Consider the following 21,543-nt stretch of genomic DNA (forward strand, 5'->3'; position numbering starts at 1 on the left):
CGATATGAAGGAGGACGTGGGATGGCTTGCAGGAGCCGGCGAACCGGACCCCTGCAAGTCAACGAAGCCCGGTTACAACACCAGGTGCGGCAACCACAGCGACAGTGCCGGAATGTAGGTCACGGCCATCAGTACCAGGAACAGCACGGCGTAGAACGGCAGCAGCGCCTTCACAGTCGTTTCGATACTGACCTTGCCCACGGCGGACCCCACGAAGAGCACCGCGCCCACGGGCGGTGTGATCAAGCCAATCCCCAGGTTCACCAGCATGATCATGCCGAAGTGTACCGGGTCGACACCGATGCCCAGAATCACCGGCAGCAGGATCGGCGTGAGAATCAGGATCAGCGGGGCCATGTCCATCACGGCGCCGAGCAGCAGCAACATGACGTTGATGCACATCAGGATCACGTAGCGGTTGTCCGACAGCGTCAGGAACAGCGTGGTGATTTTCGCCGGGATCTGCATCAGCGTCATGATATAGCCGAAACTCGCGGCGAAGCCGATCAGGATCATCACGATCGAGATGGTCCGCACCGTGCGGTGCATCAGTTTCGGCAACTCGCTCCACTTGTAGTCGCGGTAGATGAACATGGTGACGAAGAACGCCCAGAGCACTGCGATGGCGGCCGACTCGGTGGCGGTGAAGACCCCCGAGAGAATCCCGCCGAGAATGATGACCATCGCCATCAGGCCCCACATCGCTTCGCCGCAGATTTTCAGTGCCTGCCTGAGGGGAATGACTTCGCCCTTGGGGTAGTCACGCTTCTTGGCGAAGATCAGGCACAGCACCATCAGGCACGCGCTCATCAACAGGCCCGGGACGATGCCCGCCATGAACAGCGAGGCAATCGACACCGTACCGCCGGCCGCCAGCGAGTAGATTACCGAGTTGTGGCTGGGCGGGGTGAGCAACGCCTGTACCGAACCGCTGACGGTCACGGCGGTGGCGAACTCGCGCGGATAACCTTTGCGTTCCATTTCCGGGATCAGCACCGAACCCACCGAGGCGGTGTCCGCGACCGAGGAGCCGGAAATCGCCCCGAAGAAGGTCGAGGCCATGATGTTGACCAGCGACAAGCCACCGCGCACGAAACCCACCAGCACGCCAGCGAACGCCACCAATCGGCGGGACATGCCGCCCTCGGCCATGATTGCGCCGGCCAGTACGAAAAACGGAATCGCCAACAGGGAGAACTTGTTGACGCCGCCGGCGACCTGAATCATCAGCGCCTGGAACGGAATATCGATCCACCAGGCGCCAATCAGCGCAGACAGGCCCAGGGCATACGCCACCGGCATGCCGATCAGGATCAACACGAGAAAACTGCCAATCAGAATCAGAGCGTCCATTTATGCGCCACCTTCGCTTTCTTCAACCAGGTCGAAACGCACGACCCGACGGTTGCTCTGGTCACCGAGCAGCAGTTTTTCCAAGACAAAAATCAGCGTCAGCAAACCGCCCACGGGAATGGGCATATAGGTGATGCCTACACGCAGGGACGGCAGGGCGGCCATGAACTGGTTCCAGGTGGACAGGCACAACTTGGTGCCCCAAATGGTCATGAACAGGCACACCGTGGCCATCAGCAGTTGCGAGAAAATACCCACGGCCTTGCGCACGGGCGGGTCCATGCGGTCGGTGAGCATGGCCACCGCCATGTGCGCACCGGCGCGGTAACTGGCGGCGGCACCGATAAAGGTGAACACCATCATCAGCAGGATCGCGGCAGGCTCCGGCCAACTGGAGCCCGAGCCCAGTACGTAACGGGCGAATACGCCCCAGGGAATGATCAGTGCAATGGCCAGCACCGACAGACCGGCGACCCAGATGCAGGTCATGTAAATCCTGTCGTTGATACTCAACAATAAATTCTTCATCGGGTTCCACCGTAACCGGGCGCGCGCGGACGTACAGCCACGTGCGCGGCGCCGGGCCTTTCATGAGTACAGAGAGGATTACTGGACGGCTTCGATGCGCTTGATCAGGTCAGCGTAGGGCGCGCCGTACTTCTCGCGGATCGAGGCGGTGGCCTCGTAGAAAGGCTTTTTGTCGACGGTGATGAACTCGACACCCGCCGCCTTGAGCTTCTCTTCGCTGCTGGCGGATTTGGCGTCCCACAGGGTGCGCTCCTGGGCCTGGGCAGCCTTGGCCGCTTTCTTCACCAGGGCCTGTTGGTCGGGGCTGAGTTTGTCCCAGGTGATTTTCGACATCACGATCGGCTCGGGCAGGATCAGGTGACCGGTCAGGCTGTAAAACTTGGCGTTCTGGTAATGGTTGTGCTCGAGCAGGGTCGGCGGGTTGTTTTCCGCGCCATCGATCACGCCCGTCTGCAGGGCGCTGAAGATTTCGCCGGTGTCCATGGCGATACCATTTCCGCCCATGGCGTTGATGGTTTCAATGAACATCGGGTTGCCCTGGACACGGATTTTCATGCCCTTGAGGTCTTCCAGTTTGCGTACCGGCTTTTTCGTGTAGATGTTGCGCGTGCCGCCGTCCATCCAGGCCAGGGCGACCAGGCCGAACTCGGAATCGGTGATCTTGTCGAGGATGGCGTCGCCCACTTCGCCGTCGATGACCTTGCGCATGTGCGCCTGGTCGCGGAACACGAACGGCATGTTGAACACATTCACGTCAGGCACAACCGGCCCGACGATGCCCAGACTGACGCGCGCCATCTGGATGGCACCGACCTGGGCCTGTTCGATCACTTCCTTTTCCGACCCCAGCACGCCGCCGGCGAACATCTTGAAGGTCAGTTTGCCGTCGCTTTCGGCCACCAGGGTTTTACCCAGTTGTTCTTCGGCGGTGACGGTCGGGTAGCCGGCCGGGTGGATGTCGGCGAATTTGATTTCCAGCGCCTGGACGGCACTGCTGAGGGTGAACACGAGGGGGAGTGCAGCGGCGAGCAGAGTGCGTTTGAAGTCCATGGGGTGAGTCTCCAGTGTTGTTATTTTTTTTGTATTCAAGGCGCAGCGGTGCAGCAGAGTTGCCTGTAGCTAGGGGGTGAAGAGGGGTTCGGCCAGCCCTTTGACGCCCGGGTCGAGGGCGAATACGCCACCGGCCAGCGATTGCGGGTCCTGGTCGTCGCCGGGGCGGATCGAGGTCACGAACAGCGTGTCCAGTCGACTGCCACCGAAGGCGCACATGCTCGGTTTTTTCACCGGAACGGTGAGGGAGCGGTCGAGGCGACCGTCCGGGGTAAAACGGTGAATCAGCCCGGCATCGTTGGCGCAGATCCAGTAGCAGCCTTCGGCATCGACAGCCGCGCCATCGGGGCGGCCGGGTAACGCTTTCATGTCGACGAACAGCCGGCGGTTCGACGGCGTGCCGCTGTCGGTGTCGTAATCGAACGCCCAGATCTGCTGGACCTGCGGATGAGAATCGGACAGGTACAGGGTCCGGCCATCCGGGCTGAAGCCCAGGCCGTTGGGCACGATAAAACCCTCCAGTTGCGCGGTGAGTGGCCCGCGTTGTCCGGCGCTGTAGCGATACAGTTCGCCTTCGACCGCATTGGCGCTCATGTCGAGCACCATGCTGCCGGCCCAGAAACGCCCCTGGCGATCACAGCGACCATCGTTGAGGCGCATGTCCGTGCGGGCATGATCGATGTGGGCCAGCAACTGGCTGTCGATGCTGCCGTCGGCGTGGGGGTGCAGGCTGAAAAAGCCGCTTTCCATGCCGGCCACCCAATGGCCGTCACGGTGGCGGGCGATGCAGGCGAGCATTTCCGGGGTGGTCCAGCGCTCGACCCGACCGCTGTCGGCGCTCCAGCGCTGCAGCGCCCCGACCGGAATATCCACCCAGTAGAGGGCGTTTTCCTCGGGCACCCAGACCGGGCTTTCACCGACCGCGTTGCGGGCATCGACAATCAATTCGGCTTGCATGGCGCCTTGTTCCCCTTGTTTTTGTTATGGGATCTGCTCAAACCTCAGTCGCCGAACGGGCCGGCTGCAACGAAGGCGCCCCCCTGATACACCATCGCCGGGTCATCGGCGGCCGGCATCGGTTGCGCTTCGATCTTGTCGCGGAACACTTCGGAAGTGTCTTTCGGTACATAACCCAGGGCGGTGGCGTAGCGGTTATCCCACCAGACGTTCTTGTTGTCGGAAGCGCCGTAGACCACGGTGTGGCCGACGTTCGGCGCGTACAGCGCGCGCTCGATCAGGTGGGTCAGGTCACCGAAGCTCAGCCAGGTGCTCATCATCCGGCGGTTCTGCGGTTCCGGGAACGAAGAGCCGATGCGGATGCTCACGGTTTCGATGCCATAGCGATCGAAGTAGAAGGTGGCCACGTCTTCGCCATAGGATTTCGACAGGCCGTAGTAGCTGTCCGGGCGGCGAGGGGAGTGGGCGTCGATCACTTCATCCTGTTTATAGAAACCGATGACGTGGTTGGAGCTGGCGAAAATCACTCGCTTCACGCCGTGACGGCGCGCCGCTTCATAAATGTGGAAGACGCCACAGATGTTGGCGCCGAGGATGTCTTCGAACGAGTGCTCGGTCGAGACGCCGCCGAAGTGCAGGATCGCGTCTACCCCTTCGACCAGATGATGCACGGCTTGCTTGTCCGCGAGGTCGCAGATCACGACTTCTTCGCGTTCATCGATGGCCGGGGCGATGTTGGCGATGTCCGACAGGCGAATCACCTTGGCGTAGGGCCGCAGGCTTTCGCGCAGCACTTTGCCCAGGCCACCGGCAGCACCGGTCAGCAGGAGACGATTGAAAGGGGCATTGGGCGTGGTGGTCATGGTGGTTCCTGTACGCAAAAGCATTATTGAATTTGTTGTAGGTTGTCGTACGACGCTGCGGAAGTATCGTAAGGGTTTTTGGCTCTTGTCAACGCGACTTTGGTGAAAATTGGACGACTGGAATCTGTGGGAGCGAGCCTGTTCGCGATGATCGTCAACCAGGACGCAGGCAGGCTGATGTACGCGCTCCTGAACCCATCGCGAGCAGGCTCGCTCCCACAGTGATACGAGTTGGGTCAGGACGGTGTTTACAACAACGAAATCGGATAGCTGATGAAAATCCGGTTCTCATCGAATTCGTTGGTGTTGAAGCTCTTGCGAATACTCGCGTTGCGCCATTTGACGTTGAGGTTTTTCAGCGGACCGCTCTGCACGGTGTAGGCCAGTTCCGATTCGCGGCCCCATTCCTTGCCATCGGTAATCGTCCCGATGTGCACGTTATCGCCACTGATGTAGCGGTTCATCAATGTCAGGCCTGGAACGCCCAGGGCGACGAAGTTGTAGTCATGGCGCACCTGCCAGGATTTTTCCTTGGCGTTGTCGTAACTGGAGTTGTAACTGTCGTTGGCCAGGGTGCCGCCACTGGTGCCGTTGACGCGCATCCAGACGTCGTCGCCGCTGAGTTTCTGCAGGCCGACGTAGAAGGTGTTGCCACCGTACTTGGCCGACAGCAGGGCGAACGCGGTCTTGTTGTCCAGGTCGCCGGCCAGGGCACTGCCGTCTTCCTTGCCGATGAAGTAACCGAGGTTGGCGCCCAGGGTCCAGTCGCCGATCGGCTGGCTGTGGCTCAGGTTGAAATATTGCTGCTGGTAGATGTCCTTCAATTCGGCGTACCAGACGCCAACCTGGGTGCGTTTGTCATTGAACGCATACTCGCCGCCACCGAAGTTGAAACGGTCGGAGCTGAACGACGCCGATTTGCCGTTCATGAACATGTCTTCCATGCTCGCATCGTTACGTGGGCTGTTCTGCCGGAATTGCCCCCCGTACAGCGTCAGGCCGCTGATTTCGGTGGACGTCACCTGGCCGCCACGGAAGGTCTGCGGCAGCGAACGACCGTCGTCGGAGCGCAGAATCGGCAGCACGGGCATCCATTCACCGACTTTCAATTCGGTTTTCGACACCTTGCCTTTGAGCGCCACGCCCAGGCGCCCGAAGTTGTCTGCCGGGCGGCCGTCGTCGTGGATCGGCAGCAGTTGGGTTCCCCCGGTACCTTTGCCGCCGTCGAGCTTCTGCGAAAACTGGCCGAGCACATCCACGCCGAAACCGACCGGGCCCGGGGTGAAGCCGGACCTGGCATCGAGGATGAAGTTTTGCGTCCATTCCTCCGCCTTGCCCTGCGGGTACGCCGGGTTGGTGTAATTGCGGTTGAAGTAGGCATTGCGCAGATTCAGGGTCGCCTTGGCATCATCGACGAAACCTTCGGCGCTGCTGGTCATGGGCATGGCGAGGACAGCCAGGCCGCTGCAACCGATCAGGCTCAGGGCAGGGCGGCGGACAAAGGTAAAACGGGAGGTGCAGACGGAGGAATTGCGGGCGAGTTTGCTCACAGTGACGTTCCCTAGGTTTTTGTTGTTTTTATTTTTTGTTATACGTCGTCGTACAACATTGGGATCGATTATTCGCGAGTTTTTTGAGGATTGTCAATGGGGGTTATACGATGACTTTTCCTGGAGCATGTCATTTTTGTTCCGATTGGAGCTTTGCGATTAGACAGGATTTTTAGCAGCTCGCAGCACCCAACGTTCTTTTAACTGCCCTCTCTAACCCTCTGAATCCGTCGAGCCGTCCGGCCTGGGCTAAGGTGATAGTCGACACTGTTGTTTTTGATCCTTAATTCCAAAAATCTCAGCCTTGCTTTGAGTTTTTTAACCTCTTCCGCAGTAGCTCCCCGACGCTTGACCAACTTCCGCAAGGTCTTGATGTTCTTGCGTTGAGTAGCGGTGGCAACTGTCTCGAAGCCATCGGTATTTAACAGTTGGTCGTAAAGTTGACCTTTTTCGACCAGACCTCTTTTCCAGAGCGCCTCTGGGCTCGGGTTCAGAGAGGTGGGAAAGTTCGAACGCGTCCGTGGCAGTTCGAGAGCGACGGGCGTTGCGAGTTCATAGCCTGTGTTACGGTTCGGTCCATACCCTTCCTTACCCGCGAGCGATACGGAGGAACCGCTGGGTCGTGAAACACTCTGCTGCGCAGCGGCAGTACCGGGGAATTGGGTGAGGGATTGTGGATTTGAAACAATCACACTTCGCCTTGCACTTGCACCGGTCGTGAGGCTTGTGGATGTGTGCCTGATAACGGTAGGTCGAGAACTAGCCAATTCGGCCAGGGCCCTTTGAGCAAATGGCAGCTTCACGGAGCCCGTGGGATCAGCAAAATTTATAGGATCCCCCTCACAATAAGCGTACGCATTGATCCCACCCTCATCAAACGGGCTGCGAATATCGGGACGATTGAAACGCATAAGCTTCGGTATATAGAACCGGTTACCCGCGCCCAATGGGTAATGCCCGGTCAGGATATCCGGGCATTCACCGTTGAAGCCGAGCAGGGGGACAAGGCTGCCCGCTGCATCGTGGTAGCCGTAGGCCGTGTATGAAAAGTTCTCTTCGTCACCCTCCGTGTAGGCGCGGCAGACCGAATGCGAGCGATCTGTCATCAGTATCAGGGCATCGATCACCCCCGCTGCACTTCGATGTTGTGCCAGTGCTTGAGCCTGATGGCGAAAAATCGTTGTCTGGCTGTCCGTGTCCAGTTCCGATACGAGGCGGCCTTCCTGATAAAAGCGTTGAGCGGTGACCGCGCGTACGGATCCTGCACCTGTCAGGCGGTCCAGCGGATCGTAGATATAGTACCGCTCAAGGTTTCGTGCTGGGCTCGCCATGACGCCATCCTCGGCGGAAGTGAACGTGTTCAGCTTCAAAGATGCACTGGGATTTGTCCACTATCAGAACTGATAGTCGCACTCTCCGTGAGCGGCAGGTTCATGCAGCATAGGCGGCACTATCGACAACTACAGTGGTCGACATTTTCACAGAATGCTGCCCAATGGAGCCCCAATGAGCCAGGACGTCCTGACCACCGAAACCAATCGCCGCCAGTTGCAGCAGATCATTGCCGGCTTGTCCGATGGCGTGATCCTGGTCGAACTCGACCAGACCATTCTCTGGGCCAACGACGCCGCGCTGGCGATGCACGGTGTCAGCCGGGTCAGCGATCTGGGCGCCACTGCCAAGGAATATGCCGAACGCTTCGACTTGCGCTATCGCAACAACCATTCGTTGCCTGACGACAACTATCCGATACAGCGCGTGGCGCGAGGCGAGACCTTTGATGATGTGCTGGTGGAGGTGTCCTCCAGCGTCGACCCGGAACGCTCCTGGGTCCACAGCGTGCGCAGCCTGGTGCTCACCGACCGCGATGGCGAGCCCGAATCGCTGGTATTGATCATGACCGATGTCAGCGAGTGGGCCAGCGCCGAGCAGCGCTTCGAAAAGACCTTCAACGCCAACCCGGCGCCAGCGGTGATCTGTCGTCTCAGTGATTTGCGCTTCATCAAGGTCAACCCCGGTTTCCTGGAAATGACCGGTTACTCCCGAGATCAGGTGATCGGGGCTTCGACCTATGAGCTGGACGTTCTCGAGGGTGCCGAGAAGAAAGAATTGGCCATTCAGCGTCTACGCGAGCGCGCCACCATTCCCCAGATGCAGGCCGAGCTGAAGGTCGCGGAGGGGCGAACCAAGCAGGTGATCGTTGCCGGGCAGCCGCTGGAGCTCAACGATGAAGCCTGCATGCTGTTTTCTTTCGTGGACATGGAGCCGCGCCACAAGGTCGAAGTCGCGTTGCGCCAGAGCGAAGAACGCTTCGCCAAGGCTTTTCGCCTGAGCCCGGTGCCTATCCTGGTGTGCGGCGCAGATGATCACGTGGTGCAGGATGTCAACGAAGCATTCCTCGATACCTTTGCTTACCCAAGTGATGAAGTGCTGGGCAAGACCATTGCCGACATCGACTTCATCCATGACGCGGGAACCCGCTCGCGACTGTTTGCAGCGCTGGAAAAAACCGGCAGCCTCGATCGCATCGACGTCAGTGCTCGCTGTAAGAATGCCCAATTGATCGATTGCGCCATTTCTGCCGACACCGTGAACATCCAGGACAAACTTTGCTACCTGATGGTGTTGATGAACATTACCGAGCGCAAACGCACCGAGCTGGAGTTGGTCGCCGCCATCGAAGAGGTGATGAAGGATGCCTCCTGGTTCAGCCGCACACTGATTGAAAAGCTGGCGAATGTGAAAAGTGTCAACTCGCCAAAACTGCTCAGCGTGTCATTTACCGACCTGACCGCCCGGGAACGCGATGTACTCGGTCTGATCTGTGAAGGCCTGGCCGACAAGGAGATCGCGGCACGACTGAAGCTGGCGCCCAATACGGTGCGCAATCATGTGGCGACGGTGTATTCCAAGCTGGATGTTCATAGCCGCAGCGAGGCGATTGTCTGGGCGCGTGAACGTGGGTTGTTTTCGGGGGAGTGGCGGAACAAGGAGTAGCGCTAAGGTGCAAATGCACTAACAGGCATGGTGCAAATTCATGTGTTGAGCGGGTCTTTCGGTTCTTAGGCTGATGGAGTGCGGGAGGTGTCTGCGGACGGCCTGCCTGTTCTCTTCGAAATCGTTAAAGGAACCTGTTCATGAATCGAGTCGAATCTCACCTGTTGGCGCTCCGGCAATGATCTCATTGACCCACTTGCGACTGCAGATAGAGAGGAGCTTTTCGCCTCTGGCGTGCGAATGCACGATTTCAGGAGACCATTCATTGACCGTCAAGCTTTACCACCCCGTCTCGGGACAGGTTGATCTGGTCGTCAGTGGCTTGAATATCGCCAGGCTGCAATCGGCGGAATCGGTGGAGGCGCTGATTGAAGAGCTGCGTTACGAATTGCAGAGCAACACCCTCCATTACCCCAACCCTACGATGTAACAAATGCCAGCCTGATACGTCATTTGACCCGTGATTGCGCAGTCGCCGACACCACGAACACTTTTTATGACAGCCGCATGGATTTAGCACGCCCGTTCTGTTGTCACAAAAGGGTGTCGATCACTTATCGCGGGTCAACCTATGAAGAATCCTGGGAAACGCGTTTGTACACCCCTGTCGCTGGCCTTCTGTACGGCGATACTTGCCGGATGCGCCAGTCCGCCGCCACCCCCGACCGTTACGCCGCCGCCACCTCCTGAGCGCACCTGTCAGGAAATGGACAAAACCGATGTGCTCGGGGATGTGCGGGGCGAGGACGGACAGGTGACCCGAGTCACCACCACGACTCGTTGCGTTACTCAATAACGCCTGGCGGGCCTGTGTTGCTGCCGTAGAGGCGTGAACTGAAGAAGGCAGGCTGAGTACACCCCCTCAGTCTGCCTTCCATTTTTGTGCTCAACGAACGTCAAGCTTCAGTGATTTGATGACAGGCACGGCCTGAATCGCTTGAGCAATCAATGCGCGAGTCAGTTATCCAATTCGTTCTAAGCGAATTGTCCTCGGTAAGTTTTTCTACCCACCCGTCATCACGACAGAAACCCCCCATCCACATTCAACGAAACCCCGGTCGTATAGCTGGACGCATCGCTCGCCAGGTACAACACCGCCCCGGCCATTTCGCTCGGATCCGCCACGCGCTTGAGCGGAATCTGCGCCAGCGCGGTGTTCAGGATCGCTTCATTCTTCACCAGTGCCGACGCAAACTTGGTGTCCGTCAGGCCCGGCAGCAGAGCATTGCAGCGAATGCCGAACTGCGCGCATTCCTTGGCGAAGACCTTGGTCATGTTGATCACCGCGGCCTTGGTCACCGAGTAGATGCCTTGGAAAACCCCGGGTGATACACCGTTGATCGACGCCACGTTGATGATGCTGCCGCCACCGTTTTCGCGCATCAGCTTGCCGGCTTCCACCGACATGAAGAAGTAGCCCCGGATGTTCACGTCGACGGTTTTCTGGAAGGCACTGAGGTCGGTGTCCAGCACGTTGCAGAACTGTGGGTTGGTCGCGGCGTTGTTGACCAGGATGTCCAGGCGGCCGAACTGCTCGCGGATGCCGGCGAACACCTGGCTGATCTGTTCCATTTCGCCGATGTGGCAGGCGACGGCGGTGGCCTTGCCGCCCGCAGCGATGATGGCGTCGGCCACGTGCTGGCAGCCTTCGAGCTTACGGCTGGAGACGATCACATGCGCCCCTTGCTGCGCCAGCAGTTTGGCGATGGCCTCGCCGATGCCGCGGCTGGCGCCGGAAACGAAAGCGATCTTGCCGTCGAGGTCGAACAACTGAGTCTTGGACATGGGTGTTCCTTATTGTTGGGCCTGAGTATCTGGGCTGATCAGAGGCTGGATTTCTGGATGACCTGCAAGCTCATCTGCTCCAGTACCTTGTTCACGTGAATGAACGAAGCGAAGCGTTTGTCCTGGGTCTGGCCATGGAAGAAACGGTAGTAGATCTGCTGCACGATGCCGGCCAGGCGGAACAGGCCGTAGGTGTAGTAGAAATCGAAATTGTCGATCTGGATGCCCGAGCGCTGGGCGTAATAATCGACGAACTCGCGGCGGGTCAGCATGCCCGGTGCGTGGCTTGGCTGGCGTCGCATCATTTGCACCGGTGCCGGGTCGCTGGCTTCGATCCAGTAGGCGAGGGTGTTGCCCAGGTCCATCAGCGGGTCACCGAGGGTCGTGAGTTCCCAATCGAGCACGCCGATGATCTGCATCGGGTTGTTCGGGTCGAGGATCACGTTGTCGAAGCGGTAGTCGTTGTGCACGATGCTTGACGTCGGATGGTCGGCGGGCATCTTGTCGTTGAGCCAGGCCTTGACGGTTTCCCAGTGCGGCGCATCGGGTGTCAGGGCCTTTTCGTAGCGATCGCTCCAGCCCTTGATCTGCCGCGCCACGTAGCCCTCGGGTTTGCCCAGGTCACCCAGGCCATAGGCGTTGTAGTCGACCTGGTGCAGCTCGACGAAGCGGTCGATGAAGCTCTTGCACAGGGCTTCGGTCTTCGTTGAATCCAGGCCCAGTTCCGGCGGCAGTTCCGAGCGCAGGATGATTCCCTTGACCCGTTCCATCACATAGAACTCGGCGCCGATCACCGACTCATCGGTGCAGTGCACGTAGGCCTTGGGGCAGTAGGGGAAGCCGTCACGCAGTTGATTGAGGATGCGAAATTCACGACCCATGTCATGGGCGGACTTGGCCTTGTGGCCGAACGGCGGGCGGCGCAGGACGAACTCCTGGCCAGGGTATTCCAGCAGGTAGGTCAGGTTCGACGCACCGCCCGGAAACTGGCTGATCTGCGGCAAGCCACTGAGGCCGGGAATGTGCGCCTTGAGGTATGGATCGATCAGGCTGGCATCGAGCTCTTCGCCGGTGCGGATGCGGGTGGACTTGTCAGTAAGCGTCATGCGTATCCCTGTTCTGCTTATTCTGGAGGCCTGAGATTGAAGCTAATCTAAAGCGCACACCCCATCCCCACAACCGCGATCGGCCCTTATAGGCAGGCGTGTTGCCGGACAATCATTGCTTTTGATACACCTGTTTGAATTGTCCTACAGGAACGCCTTGTGCTCGGTCGCCGGCAGTTGGATCGGAGTCAGTACCGGATGGCCGGAAAAGTACGCCGTCAGGTTACGCCCGACCAATTCGACGGTGCCTTGGGTCGCTTCGGGCGACAGGCCGGCGACATGCGGCGTCAGCACCACGTTGCTCAGCGCTTTGAGGGCGTCGGACACCTGCGGTTCATGGTCGAACACATCCAGCGCTGCGCCGGCGATGCGCCGTTGCTCCAGGGCGCTGATCAGGTCGACGGTGGCCACCACGCTGGCCCGGGCGATATTGACCAAAAAACCGTTGGGGCCCAGGGCATCCAGCACCGATTTGTTGATCAGGCTGCGGGTGCCGAGGCCGCCGGGCGTGGCCACCACCAGGAAATCCGAGGCCCGCGCCAGTTCGGTCGGCGTCGAGCAGAAGGTGTAGGGCACGTCGCTGCGGTGCTGGCGGTTGTGGTAGCTGATGCTCATGTCGAAACCATTGGCCGCGCGTTTGGCGATGGCCATGCCGACCGCGCCCAGGCCGAGGATGCCCATGCGTTTGCCGGCCAGGGAAGGGCGCATGATCTTCGGCCATTCGCCCCGGCGCACGGCGGCGTCGGCACGGGGAATGTCCCGCACCAGCGCCAGCAGCATCGCCATGGCGTGGTCGGCGACCGAAGAGGCGTTGACCCCGGCGCCATTGGTGACCGTGATGCCGCGATCAGCGGCGGCTTGCAGGTCGACGTGTTCGTAACCGGCTCCGATCACGCAAATGATCTTCAGCGCCGCCAGTGCGGCGATTTCTTCGGCATACAGCCCCAGTGGGCCACGGGTGAGTACCGCATCGATACGTGCGCCGTGGGTGGCGATGGCTTCGGCGCGTTCGGCCGGGGTCGGGGCCAGAATCAGGTGAAAGCCCTGATGCTCGAGAATCGGCAGGTAGTCATTGATGGTTTCAACCAAAACCAGGACGGTTGCGGGCATGCTGGGCTCCTGTGGCTCGAATATCCCTTGAGATTGCAGACTGGCAGCGCATCGGCAACGCGAAAATGTCGCACGCTGCCAGATGATCATAGCGGAACGGGAGAGAGTGGTTAGGGCGCCTTCAAAAAGCTGTTCGCTGCCGCCAGGATTTCATCGGACAGGTCGTCGCCACGGGTGGCCCGGGCCAGTGTCAGCGCACCGACCATCAGTGCATATTGCACCAGTGCCTGCTGTCGATCACGCTCGGGGTCACCGCTGTCCATCAGGGGTACAAGGGTCTCGAGCAACGAATCGATGCCTTTGACGAAGGTCTGGCGCAAGCCGCTGTCGGTCGCTTCGTGACACATGTCGCCGACAAAAGCGGCGACCGGACAGCTTTCTCCCGGATTGTCGCGACTGGCAGCCGAAAGGTAGGGCTCGATCACCGCCTGGCGGGCGGCTGTCTTATCCGTGTGGCCAGCCATCCGTTCGTTCCAGCGCTCGCCCGACTCCTTGAAGGCGCGGCCAAAGGCTTCCCGGGCCAGGGCCTCTTTAGACTCGAAATGGCCATAAAAGCCACCATGGGTCAGCCCTGCGGCCCCCATGACATCAACGACACTGATGCCATGCAGGCCCCGTTCGCGAAACAGCCGAGTGGCGGCCTCGACGACGATTTCTCGGTTGAGTTCGGCTTGCTTGCGGGAAACACGGGGCATGGATGGCTCACAGATATCAGGGGTTGAGGTCAGAGGGCGTACTGGGCAATACCGTTGCCGAATGACCAGTTCTCTTTTTTCACTTCGACCAGATTAATGAAAATGTCCTCCAGGCGCACCGCCATCTGCCCGTGAAGGCTGTCGGCAATGGTCTTGTAGAGCAGCTTCTTCTGTTCCACGGTACGGCCTTCGCTGAGGGTGATCTGGATCACCACCAACTGGTCGGTGCGGTTGATCCCCAGGTACTGCGGGTCAAAGATGAAATGCTGTTCGTCGTGTTCGGCGAGGATCTGGAAGTTATCGTTCTCCGGTACGCCAATGGCACTGTGCATGGCGGCATAGACCAGCTTGCCGATGCGCTGGGCGAAAGAAGGGTCCTGGTGTTTCTTGATATCGATGCGAACCAGTGGCATGAGGCAGCTCCGGAAGGATACAGGTTTCAGTGAAAATACATGATGTGAGAACTTTATAAAATCAGGATTGAGTGATTCGATGCCGCAAACATTGAAGAAAAAGCTACATCTGGTCTGATCCGCCACACCATTGCTCCGCTAAGTCTTTGCTTCTGTTGATTAATCCCGGACAATCGCGCCCCTGTTTCGGCCAGGGCGCTGCCTGTCGGGTTTTCCGACTCGTCCTGGTCGGGTAGCAACCGACCGGAATGCGGAGATCCCACCGGATGAATGATCAGGCCAATAGCGTCAGCGAACGCTATGTAGCGGCGAACCCTGTCAGCCTCGAAAGCTGGAATCGTCATGACACCACCTGGATGCTGGGCCTGTTTGGCACGGCCATCGGCGCCGGCACCCTGTTCTTGCCGATCAACGCGGGCCTGGGCGGCTTCTGGCCGTTGCTGATCCTCGCGCTGCTGGCGTTCCCCATGACGTTTTATGCGCACCGTGGCCTGACCCGCTTCGTGTTGTCCGGTCGCGAAGGCGCGGACATCACGCAAGTGGTGGAAGAGCACTTCGGCATCAAGGCCGGGGCGCTGATCACCTTGCTCTATTTCTTCGCGATCTTTCCGATCCTGCTGATCTACAGCGTGGCCCTGACCAACACGGTCGGCAGTTTCCTCGAACATCAGCTGCACATTGCGCCGCCACCGCGCGCCATCCTGTCGCTGGTGCTGATCCTCGGCCTGCTGGTGGTGGTGCGTTGCGGCGAGCAGGTGATCGTCAAGGCCATGAGCCTGATGGTTTATCCGTTCATCGTGGCGTTGCTGTTCCTGGCGGTGTTCCTGATTCCGCACTGGAACGGCGGCATCCTCAGCACCGCCTCGACGCTGCCTGAGCCGTCGGCGCTGCTGCACACGCTGTGGCTGGCGATTCCGGTGATGGTGTTCTCGTTCAACCACTCGCCGATCATCTCGGCCTTCGCGGTGGACCAGAAGCGTCGCTACGGTGAGCACGCCGAAGCGCGCAGCTCGCAGATCCTGTCCCGCGCTCACTTGTTGATGGTGGTGATGGTGCTGTTCTTTGTCTTCAGTTGCGTGCTGACCCTGTCACCGGCCGAACTGGCCGAAGCCAAGGCGCAGAACCTGTCGATCCTGTCGTACCTGGCCAACCACTTCAACAATCCGACCATCGAGTTCGCGGCGCCGTTGATTGCGTTCGTGGCGATTTCCAAGTCGTTCCTGGGCCACTACATCGGGGCCAGTGAAGGTCTGAAAGGCTTGATCGTCAAAAGCGGCAGGCGCCCGACGCCAAAGACACTCGATCGCATGACGGCCGCCTTCATGCTGGTGGTGTGCTGGCTGGTCGCGACGTGGAATCCAAGCATCCTGCGAATGATTGAAACCCTCGGCGGGCCGGTTATCGCGGCGATTCTGTTCCTGATGCCGATGTACGCGATCCGCAAGGTCCCGGCGATGGCGCGTTATCGCGGCCAGGCGTCGAACGTGTTTGTGGTGGCGGTAGGGCTGGTGGCGATCACGGCGCTGGTGTACTCGCTCAGCGCCTGACAGGCGTCAGTGGGGGACTGATACGCCGCCATCGCGAGCAGGCTCGCTCCCACAGTGATTTGCGCCGGGCCCGGATCGCGGACGCGCGCGCATACTGTGGGAGCGGCGGGGGACGCAGATTGCAGATACCTTGCAGCTCGTTGTGGGAGCGAGCCTGCTCGCGATGGACGATAACGCGGTGCACCCGTCTCAAGCATCAGGCATTGAGCGCGCTGGCCGAGCTGCCAGAGGTGGCTGCCAATGGCGTGACCCTGAGCGGCCTGAGTGTGGATGGCGCGGTGCAACAAGCCCTCAAGGGCTGAGTCGAGGGCATAAAAAAACGCCGCTCATCTCACGATGGGCGGCGTTTTTCATTGCAGGGTAGCGTTAGGCTTGAACGACCGGGATCTTGGCGTTCGCTGCCGCTTCACGGAACTCGGCAATCTGGTCGAAGGACAGGTAGCGGTAGACATCGGCCGCCATGCTGTCGATCTTGCCAGCGTATTCCATGTACTCCTCGACGGTCGGCAGGCGACCCAGGATGGAAGCCACGGACGCCAGCTCGGCCGAAGCCAGGTAGACGTTCGCGCCGTCACCCAGACGGTTCGGGAAGTTACGGGTCGACGTCGACACGACGGTCGAGTTCGGCTCTACGCGTGCCTGGTTACCCATGCACAGCGAGCAGCCCGGCATTTCCATGCGTGCGCCAGCCTTGCCGTAGATGCCGTAGTAGCCTTCTTCGGTCAGTTGGTGAGCGTCCATCTTGGTCGGCGGCGACAGCCACAGACGGGTTGGCAGCTGACCCTTGACCTGATCCAGCAACTTGCCGGCAGCGCGGAAGTGACCGATGTTGGTCATGCACGAGCCGATGAACACTTCGTCGATCTTCTCGCCAGCAACGCTGGACAGCAGACGGGCGTCGTCCGGATCGTTCGGCGCGCAGAGCACTGGCTCGCTGATGTCGGCCAGGTCGATTTCGATGACTTCGGCGTATTCGGCGTCGACATCGGCTTCCATCAGCTGCGGGTTGGCGATCCAGGCTTCCATCGCCTGGGCACGACGTTCCAGGGTACGAGCATCGCCGTAGCCTTCGCCGATCATCCAGCGCAGCAGGGTGATGTTGGATTGCAGGTACTCGGTGATCGATTCTTTCGACAGCTTGATGGTGCAACCGGCAGCCGAACGTTCAGCCGACGCGTCGGACAGCTCGAAAGCCTGTTCCAGCGTCAGGCCTTCCAGGCCTTCGATTTCCAGGATGCGGCCGGAGAAGGCGTTTTTCTTGCCTTTCTTCTCGACGGTCAGCAGGCCATTCTGGATGGCGAAGTAAGGAATGGCATGAACCAAGTCACGCAGGGTGATGCCAGGTTTCATCTTGCCCTTGAAGCGCACCAGGATCGATTCCGGCATGTCCAGCGGCATGACGCCAGTGGCGGCCGCGAACGCGACCAGGCCCGAACCGGCCGGGAACGAGATGCCCATCGGGAAACGGGTGTGCGAGTCACCACCGGTACCGACGGTGTCCGGCAGCAGCATGCGGTTCAGCCACGAGTGGATGATGCCGTCGCCCGGACGCAGGGAAACGCCGCCGCGGGTCATGATGAAGTCGGGCAGGGTGTGGTGGGTGGTCACGTCGATCGGCTTTGGATAGGCCGCGGTGTGGCAGAACGACTGCATCACCAGATCAGCGGAGAAGCCCAGGCACGCCAGGTCTTTCAGTTCATCACGGGTCATTGGACCGGTGGTGTCCTGGGAGCCCACGGTGGTCATCTTCGGTTCGCAGTAGGTGCCAGGACGAACGCCTTTGCCTTCTGCCAGGCCGCAAGCCTTGCCGACCATTTTCTGCGCCAGGGTGAAACCCTTGGTGCTTTCGGCCGGGGCTTCAGGCTTCTTGAACAGGTCGAACGCCGGCAGACCCAGCTCGGCGCGAGCCTTCTCGGTCAGGCCACGGCCGATGATCAGCGGGATACGACCGCCGGCACGGACTTCGTCCAACAGCACAGGGGTCTTCATTTCGAAGGTGGTGATGACTTCGTCGGTACCGTGCTTGCAGACTTTGCCAGCATGCGGGTACAGGTCGATCACGTCGCCCATGTTCATGTTGGATACGTCGAACTCGATCGGCAGTGCGCCCGCATCTTCCATGGTGTTGTAGAAGATCGGAGCGATCTTGCTGCCGAAGCAGAAGCCACCGGCACGCTTGTTCGGTACGTAAGGGATGTCGTCGCCGAAGAACCACAGCACCGAGTTGGTCGCGGATTTACGCGAGGAACCGGTACCGACCACGTCACCGACGTAGGCGATCGGGAAGCCTTGGCCGCGCATTTCTTCGATCTGCTTCATCGGGCCGGTCTTGCCTTGCTCGTCAGGCACGATGCCGTCGCGAGCCATTTTCAGCATGGCCAGGGCGTGCAGCGGGATGTCCGGGCGGGACCAGGCGTCCGGAGCAGGGGACAGGTCGTCGGTGTTGGTTTCACCGGTGACCTTGAATACGCGCAGGCTGATCTTGTCGGCCAGTACAGGGCGCTTCTTGAACCACTCGCCTTCAGCCCAGGATTGCAGCACGGCCTTGGCGTGAACGTTGCCGTTCTTGGCTTTTTCAGCCACGTCGTGGAAGGCATCGAACATCAGCAGGGTGTGCTTGAGTTCTTCGGCGGCCACTGGCGCCAGTTCGGCGTTGTCCAGCAGCTCAACCAGGGTCACGATGTTGTAGCCGCCCTGCATGGTGCCGAGCAGTTCTACAGCGCGTTTCTTGTCCAACAGAGGGGAGGTGACTTCGCCCTTGGCCAGTGCGGAGAGAAAGCCGGCCTTGACGTAGGCGGCTTCGTCCACTCCTGGTGGTACGCGATTGGTGATCAGGTCAACGAGGAAAGCTTCTTCGCCAGCCGGGGGATTCTTCAGCAGCTCGACCAGGCCTGCAGTTTGTTCGGCGTTAAGCGGCTGGGGAACGATACCCAGTGCTGCGCGCTCTTCGATATGTTTGCGGTAGGCTTCAAGCACAGTTATTACCCTCATCAGTGGTCCCAAATGGGTGTCCGGGACGCTCATCCCGAAATGACCGTACTCATGCGCTGCATGGCGTTGTGAGCCACTTAGCCAGAATTACCGGCCATTCCTTACAGAAGCTGCTTTCAAAGTTTTACGCCTGCAGAACGGGAGCTGATGAGGGTTGGCGTTGGGCGTTTCCCCGCTGGAAAAACCCTTCGCCAACACCGCTCTGAAGGAACGACTGTGCTCGTGACGCTTTGAAAACAGCTTCTTACGGACATTGGCGCCTAAAAAGGCAGGCCGATTCTACGGCAAAAAACAATTAAAGGTAAGTTAGCCCCTGAACTTTGAGGGGTGATGAATGTTAGACAAAGGGCTAACATGCCCGTCTGTCCTGCCGCCCCTTGCTTTGTTGACTATGCCCAATCAGACCATCAAGACCCCCTGCGTCGGCCTTTGCTCCACCGTTTACGGTGACCTGGTCTGCCGTGGCTGCAAGCGTTTCCACCACGAGGTGATCAACTGGAACGGTTACAACGAGGAGGAAAAACGCGCGGTCTGGCTGCGCCTGGAGCAATTGTTGTCTCAGGTGATGGCCGCCAAGCTGGAGGTTTTTGATCGCGATCGCCTGCGCCAGCAGCTGGAGCAGCGCAAGATCCGCTTCGTGCCGCATCAGTCGGAATATTGCTGGGCTTACCAGTTGATCGCCCGGGGCGCGAGAGTGATCAACAATCTGGACGCCTATGGGATGGTCTTGCTGCCGGAGTTCCGCGACTGGAACCTGCCGGAGCTGCGTGATGCGATCGATCGGGAGTTCTTCCTGCTCTCCGAGGCGCATTACCAGCGCTACATTGCGCCCGGGTTCCTCAAGGATGCCTTCGGCGGCTGAGAGCATCGCGAGCAGGCTCGCTGCCACAGTGGAACACCTGTCCCTGTGGAAGCGAGCCTGCTCGCGAAAGCGGTCGATCCGGCTCTGAAGTCAATGATGGGAAACCACCTCTTCAAGATGGTCCATCACCTCATCCGGTTTCAGCACCAGCACATCGCTCTCCAACGCATCCAGCACCACTTCCGCGGTATTGCCGATCAACGCCCCCGATAGCCCGGACCGTGCCACCGTGCCAATCACGGTCACCGCCGCTTGCAGCTTGTGGGCCATGAACGGAATCAACACGTCTGCCGGACCTTCCTCGATGTGCAAGTGTGCATCGTCGATGTCGAACTCGGCCTGGAACGCCTTGCACTGCTCGCGATAACGCGCCTCGATGGTTTCGCTGAGCTGCAACGACGGATCGGCCGCCGACAGCATCGGCGAAGGGTGAGCGCTGATCACGTGCAGGCTCGCCTTGGCCAGGCTGGCGATGTCGTAGCCGTGATCGATGAGGGTGGCGTGCAGGGTCCGGTGTTCGCCGTCGGTATTGCCCACGTCGACGGCCGCCAGGATGACGCCGCCGGTCCAGGGTTTCGAGGTTTTCACCAGCAGCACCGGGGTAGGGCAGGAGCGCAGCAGCTTCCAGTCCGCCGGGGTCAGCAGCGCCTTTTTCAACGGGCTGTCCGGGAAGTGCTGCTTGATCACCAGGCCGCAGCCTTCGGCCTGCTGCACATCGACGATGGTTTCCTGCAGGGTCTCGTTCCAGGCTTGTTCGGTGGTGACGCTGTAGCCGTCCTGGATCAGCGCGGCCTTGAGCACGCTGAGCATGGCGCTGTGGTCATGCTTGCGATCACAGACCAGCAGATGCAGGTGCGCCTGGGTCACGCCGGCAATCAATTTCGCCCGTTTGAGCGCCAGGCTTTCCGAGTGTTCGGGCTCGATGACCACCAGAATGCTGCGAATGGCTTGCATGATCGGGATCTCCAGGAAGTAAAAAGCGGCGTTGAACAACTATAGTTGCTGGTCGCGTATCCGGGACTTGATGCATATCAACGGTCACGGCTGGTGGTCTGTCGACGGGCCGGTATAATCGGCGCCCTTCGATTGAACCCTTTATCTGCGTGAACCCCATGATCCTTCCCGAAATTCACGAGTTCCTTGGCTGCCGCACCCCCGACGGCTGGGTCCGGGCCGCGCTGGCCGATCAGGAAACGCTGCTGATCGACCACAAGAACTGCGAATTCAAGGCTGCCAGCACGGCATTGAGCCTGATCGCCAAATACCATTCCCATGTCGACCTTATCAATATGATGTCGCGCCTGGCCAGGGAAGAGTTGGTGCATCACGAGCAAGTCATGCGCCTGATGAAGAAGCGCAAGGTCGAACTGCGTCAGTTGTCCGCCGGGCGCTACGCTTCAGGTCTGCGCAAAGTGGTGCGTAGCCACGAGCCGGTCAAGCTGGTGGATACGCTGGTGGTCGGTGCGTTCATCGAGGCCCGCAGTTGCGAGCGTTTCGAAGCCCTGGTGCCGCACCTGGACGAAGAGCTGGGCAAGTTCTATTTCGGCCTGCTGAAAAGCGAAGCCCGGCATTTCCAGGGTTACCTGAAACTCGCCTACCAGTACTGTGACGCCAGGGACATCGCTCAGGTGATCGAGCGCGTGCGCGCTGCCGAACAGGAACTGATCGAATCCCCGGACGTGGAATTCCGTTTCCACAGTGGCGTACCGGCCGCCAACTGACCGGCTTTGTGTTTT

At 59.8% G+C, this 21,543-nt stretch carries 19 protein-coding genes; 5 read left to right on the forward strand and 14 right to left on the reverse strand.

Annotated elements, in window-relative coordinates:
- Positions 1–72: 72 nt before the first annotated feature.
- The 7 genes from ACM6IM_RS04490 to ACM6IM_RS04520 all read right to left on the reverse strand — a co-directional run bounded on the left by ACM6IM_RS04490 (position 73) and on the right by ACM6IM_RS04520 (position 7,632).
- Positions 73–1,353, reverse strand: a complete 1,281-nt coding sequence (locus ACM6IM_RS04490; protein ID WP_192303116.1) for a TRAP transporter large permease — start codon at positions 1,351–1,353, stop codon at positions 73–75.
- Entirely contained in the window at positions 1,354–1,881 is a 528-nt protein-coding gene (locus ACM6IM_RS04495) for a TRAP transporter small permease (RefSeq protein WP_414864315.1), read from the reverse strand. It lies immediately after the preceding gene.
- Between the two features lie 78 nt (positions 1,882–1,959).
- On the reverse strand, positions 1,960–2,931 hold the full coding sequence (locus tag ACM6IM_RS04500; protein ID WP_192303112.1) for a TRAP transporter substrate-binding protein: 972 nt from the start codon (positions 2,929–2,931) through the stop codon (positions 1,960–1,962).
- Between the two features lie 69 nt (positions 2,932–3,000).
- Positions 3,001–3,888: an SMP-30/gluconolactonase/LRE family protein gene (locus ACM6IM_RS04505; protein WP_201190009.1), complete on the reverse strand. Its 888-nt coding sequence runs from the start codon at positions 3,886–3,888 to the stop codon at positions 3,001–3,003.
- Positions 3,889–3,932: 44 nt separating this feature from the next.
- The gene (locus ACM6IM_RS04510; RefSeq protein WP_414864316.1) at positions 3,933–4,751 is read right to left on the reverse strand and encodes an NAD-dependent epimerase/dehydratase family protein; all 819 of its coding nucleotides are present in this window, start codon (positions 4,749–4,751) and stop codon (positions 3,933–3,935) included.
- Positions 4,752–4,999: 248 nt separating this feature from the next.
- Entirely contained in the window at positions 5,000–6,301 is a 1,302-nt protein-coding gene (locus ACM6IM_RS04515) for an OprD family porin (protein ID WP_414864317.1), read from the reverse strand.
- Positions 6,302–6,501: 200 nt separating this feature from the next.
- Positions 6,502–7,632, reverse strand: coding sequence for an RHS repeat-associated core domain-containing protein (locus ACM6IM_RS04520; RefSeq protein ID WP_414864318.1), 1,131 nt, complete (start codon positions 7,630–7,632; stop codon positions 6,502–6,504).
- Between the two features lie 175 nt (positions 7,633–7,807).
- Between ACM6IM_RS04520 and ACM6IM_RS04525 the strand changes: the two genes are divergently transcribed.
- A complete protein-coding gene (locus ACM6IM_RS04525; protein ID WP_414864319.1) occupies positions 7,808–9,298 on the forward strand; it encodes a PAS domain S-box protein in 1,491 nt (496 codons plus the stop codon).
- A gap of 178 nt (positions 9,299–9,476) precedes the next feature.
- A complete protein-coding gene (locus ACM6IM_RS04530) occupies positions 9,477–9,728 on the forward strand; it encodes a DUF1652 domain-containing protein (RefSeq protein WP_414864320.1) in 252 nt (83 codons plus the stop codon).
- A gap of 587 nt (positions 9,729–10,315) precedes the next feature.
- Here ACM6IM_RS04530 and ACM6IM_RS04535 read toward each other — a convergent pair.
- From ACM6IM_RS04535 to ACM6IM_RS04555, 5 genes are all read right to left on the reverse strand, one after another.
- Entirely contained in the window at positions 10,316–11,083 is a 768-nt protein-coding gene (locus ACM6IM_RS04535; protein WP_201189983.1) for an SDR family oxidoreductase, read from the reverse strand.
- Between the two features lie 38 nt (positions 11,084–11,121).
- Positions 11,122–12,189 (reverse strand): phosphotransferase family protein, encoded by a 1,068-nt coding sequence (locus ACM6IM_RS04540; protein WP_414864321.1) that lies wholly within the window; start codon positions 12,187–12,189, stop codon positions 11,122–11,124.
- Positions 12,190–12,333: 144 nt separating this feature from the next.
- Complete coding sequence (locus ACM6IM_RS04545; RefSeq protein ID WP_414864322.1) at positions 12,334–13,299, reverse strand: 2-hydroxyacid dehydrogenase; 966 nt, start codon at positions 13,297–13,299, stop codon at positions 12,334–12,336.
- Positions 13,300–13,409: 110 nt separating this feature from the next.
- The gene (locus tag ACM6IM_RS04550) at positions 13,410–13,994 is read right to left on the reverse strand and encodes a TetR/AcrR family transcriptional regulator (protein WP_414864323.1); all 585 of its coding nucleotides are present in this window, start codon (positions 13,992–13,994) and stop codon (positions 13,410–13,412) included.
- 29 nt (positions 13,995–14,023) lie between these two features.
- Positions 14,024–14,407: a tautomerase family protein gene (locus tag ACM6IM_RS04555; protein WP_414864324.1), complete on the reverse strand. Its 384-nt coding sequence runs from the start codon at positions 14,405–14,407 to the stop codon at positions 14,024–14,026.
- 266 nt (positions 14,408–14,673) lie between these two features.
- Between ACM6IM_RS04555 and ACM6IM_RS04560 the strand changes: the two genes are divergently transcribed.
- Positions 14,674–15,954, forward strand: a complete 1,281-nt coding sequence (locus ACM6IM_RS04560; protein ID WP_414864325.1) for a serine/threonine transporter — start codon at positions 14,674–14,676, stop codon at positions 15,952–15,954.
- 366 nt (positions 15,955–16,320) lie between these two features.
- Here the strand turns inward: ACM6IM_RS04560 and acnB are convergent, their stop codons facing one another.
- The gene (acnB, locus tag ACM6IM_RS04565) at positions 16,321–18,930 is read right to left on the reverse strand and encodes a bifunctional aconitate hydratase 2/2-methylisocitrate dehydratase (RefSeq protein WP_414864829.1); all 2,610 of its coding nucleotides are present in this window, start codon (positions 18,928–18,930) and stop codon (positions 16,321–16,323) included.
- A 406-nt stretch (positions 18,931–19,336) separates the two neighbouring features.
- On the opposite strand from acnB, the gene ACM6IM_RS04570 reads away from it, so the two are divergent.
- Positions 19,337–19,807 (forward strand): DUF1289 domain-containing protein, encoded by a 471-nt coding sequence (locus ACM6IM_RS04570; RefSeq protein ID WP_192303061.1) that lies wholly within the window; start codon positions 19,337–19,339, stop codon positions 19,805–19,807.
- A 90-nt stretch (positions 19,808–19,897) separates the two neighbouring features.
- On the opposite strand, the gene ACM6IM_RS04575 is transcribed toward ACM6IM_RS04570, so the two are convergent.
- Positions 19,898–20,761 carry a universal stress protein gene (locus ACM6IM_RS04575; protein ID WP_192303059.1) on the reverse strand — a complete coding sequence of 288 codons (864 nt, stop codon included), beginning with the start codon at positions 20,759–20,761 and terminating at the stop codon, positions 19,898–19,900.
- A gap of 158 nt (positions 20,762–20,919) precedes the next feature.
- Between ACM6IM_RS04575 and ACM6IM_RS04580 the strand changes: the two genes are divergently transcribed.
- Complete coding sequence (locus ACM6IM_RS04580; protein ID WP_414864326.1) at positions 20,920–21,528, forward strand: tRNA-(ms[2]io[6]A)-hydroxylase; 609 nt, start codon at positions 20,920–20,922, stop codon at positions 21,526–21,528.
- Positions 21,529–21,543 lie beyond the last annotated feature (15 nt).

Origin of the sequence: Pseudomonas sp. IT-P12 (assembly GCF_949767465.1) — a bacterium.
Taxonomy (GTDB): domain Bacteria; phylum Pseudomonadota; class Gammaproteobacteria; order Pseudomonadales; family Pseudomonadaceae; genus Aquipseudomonas.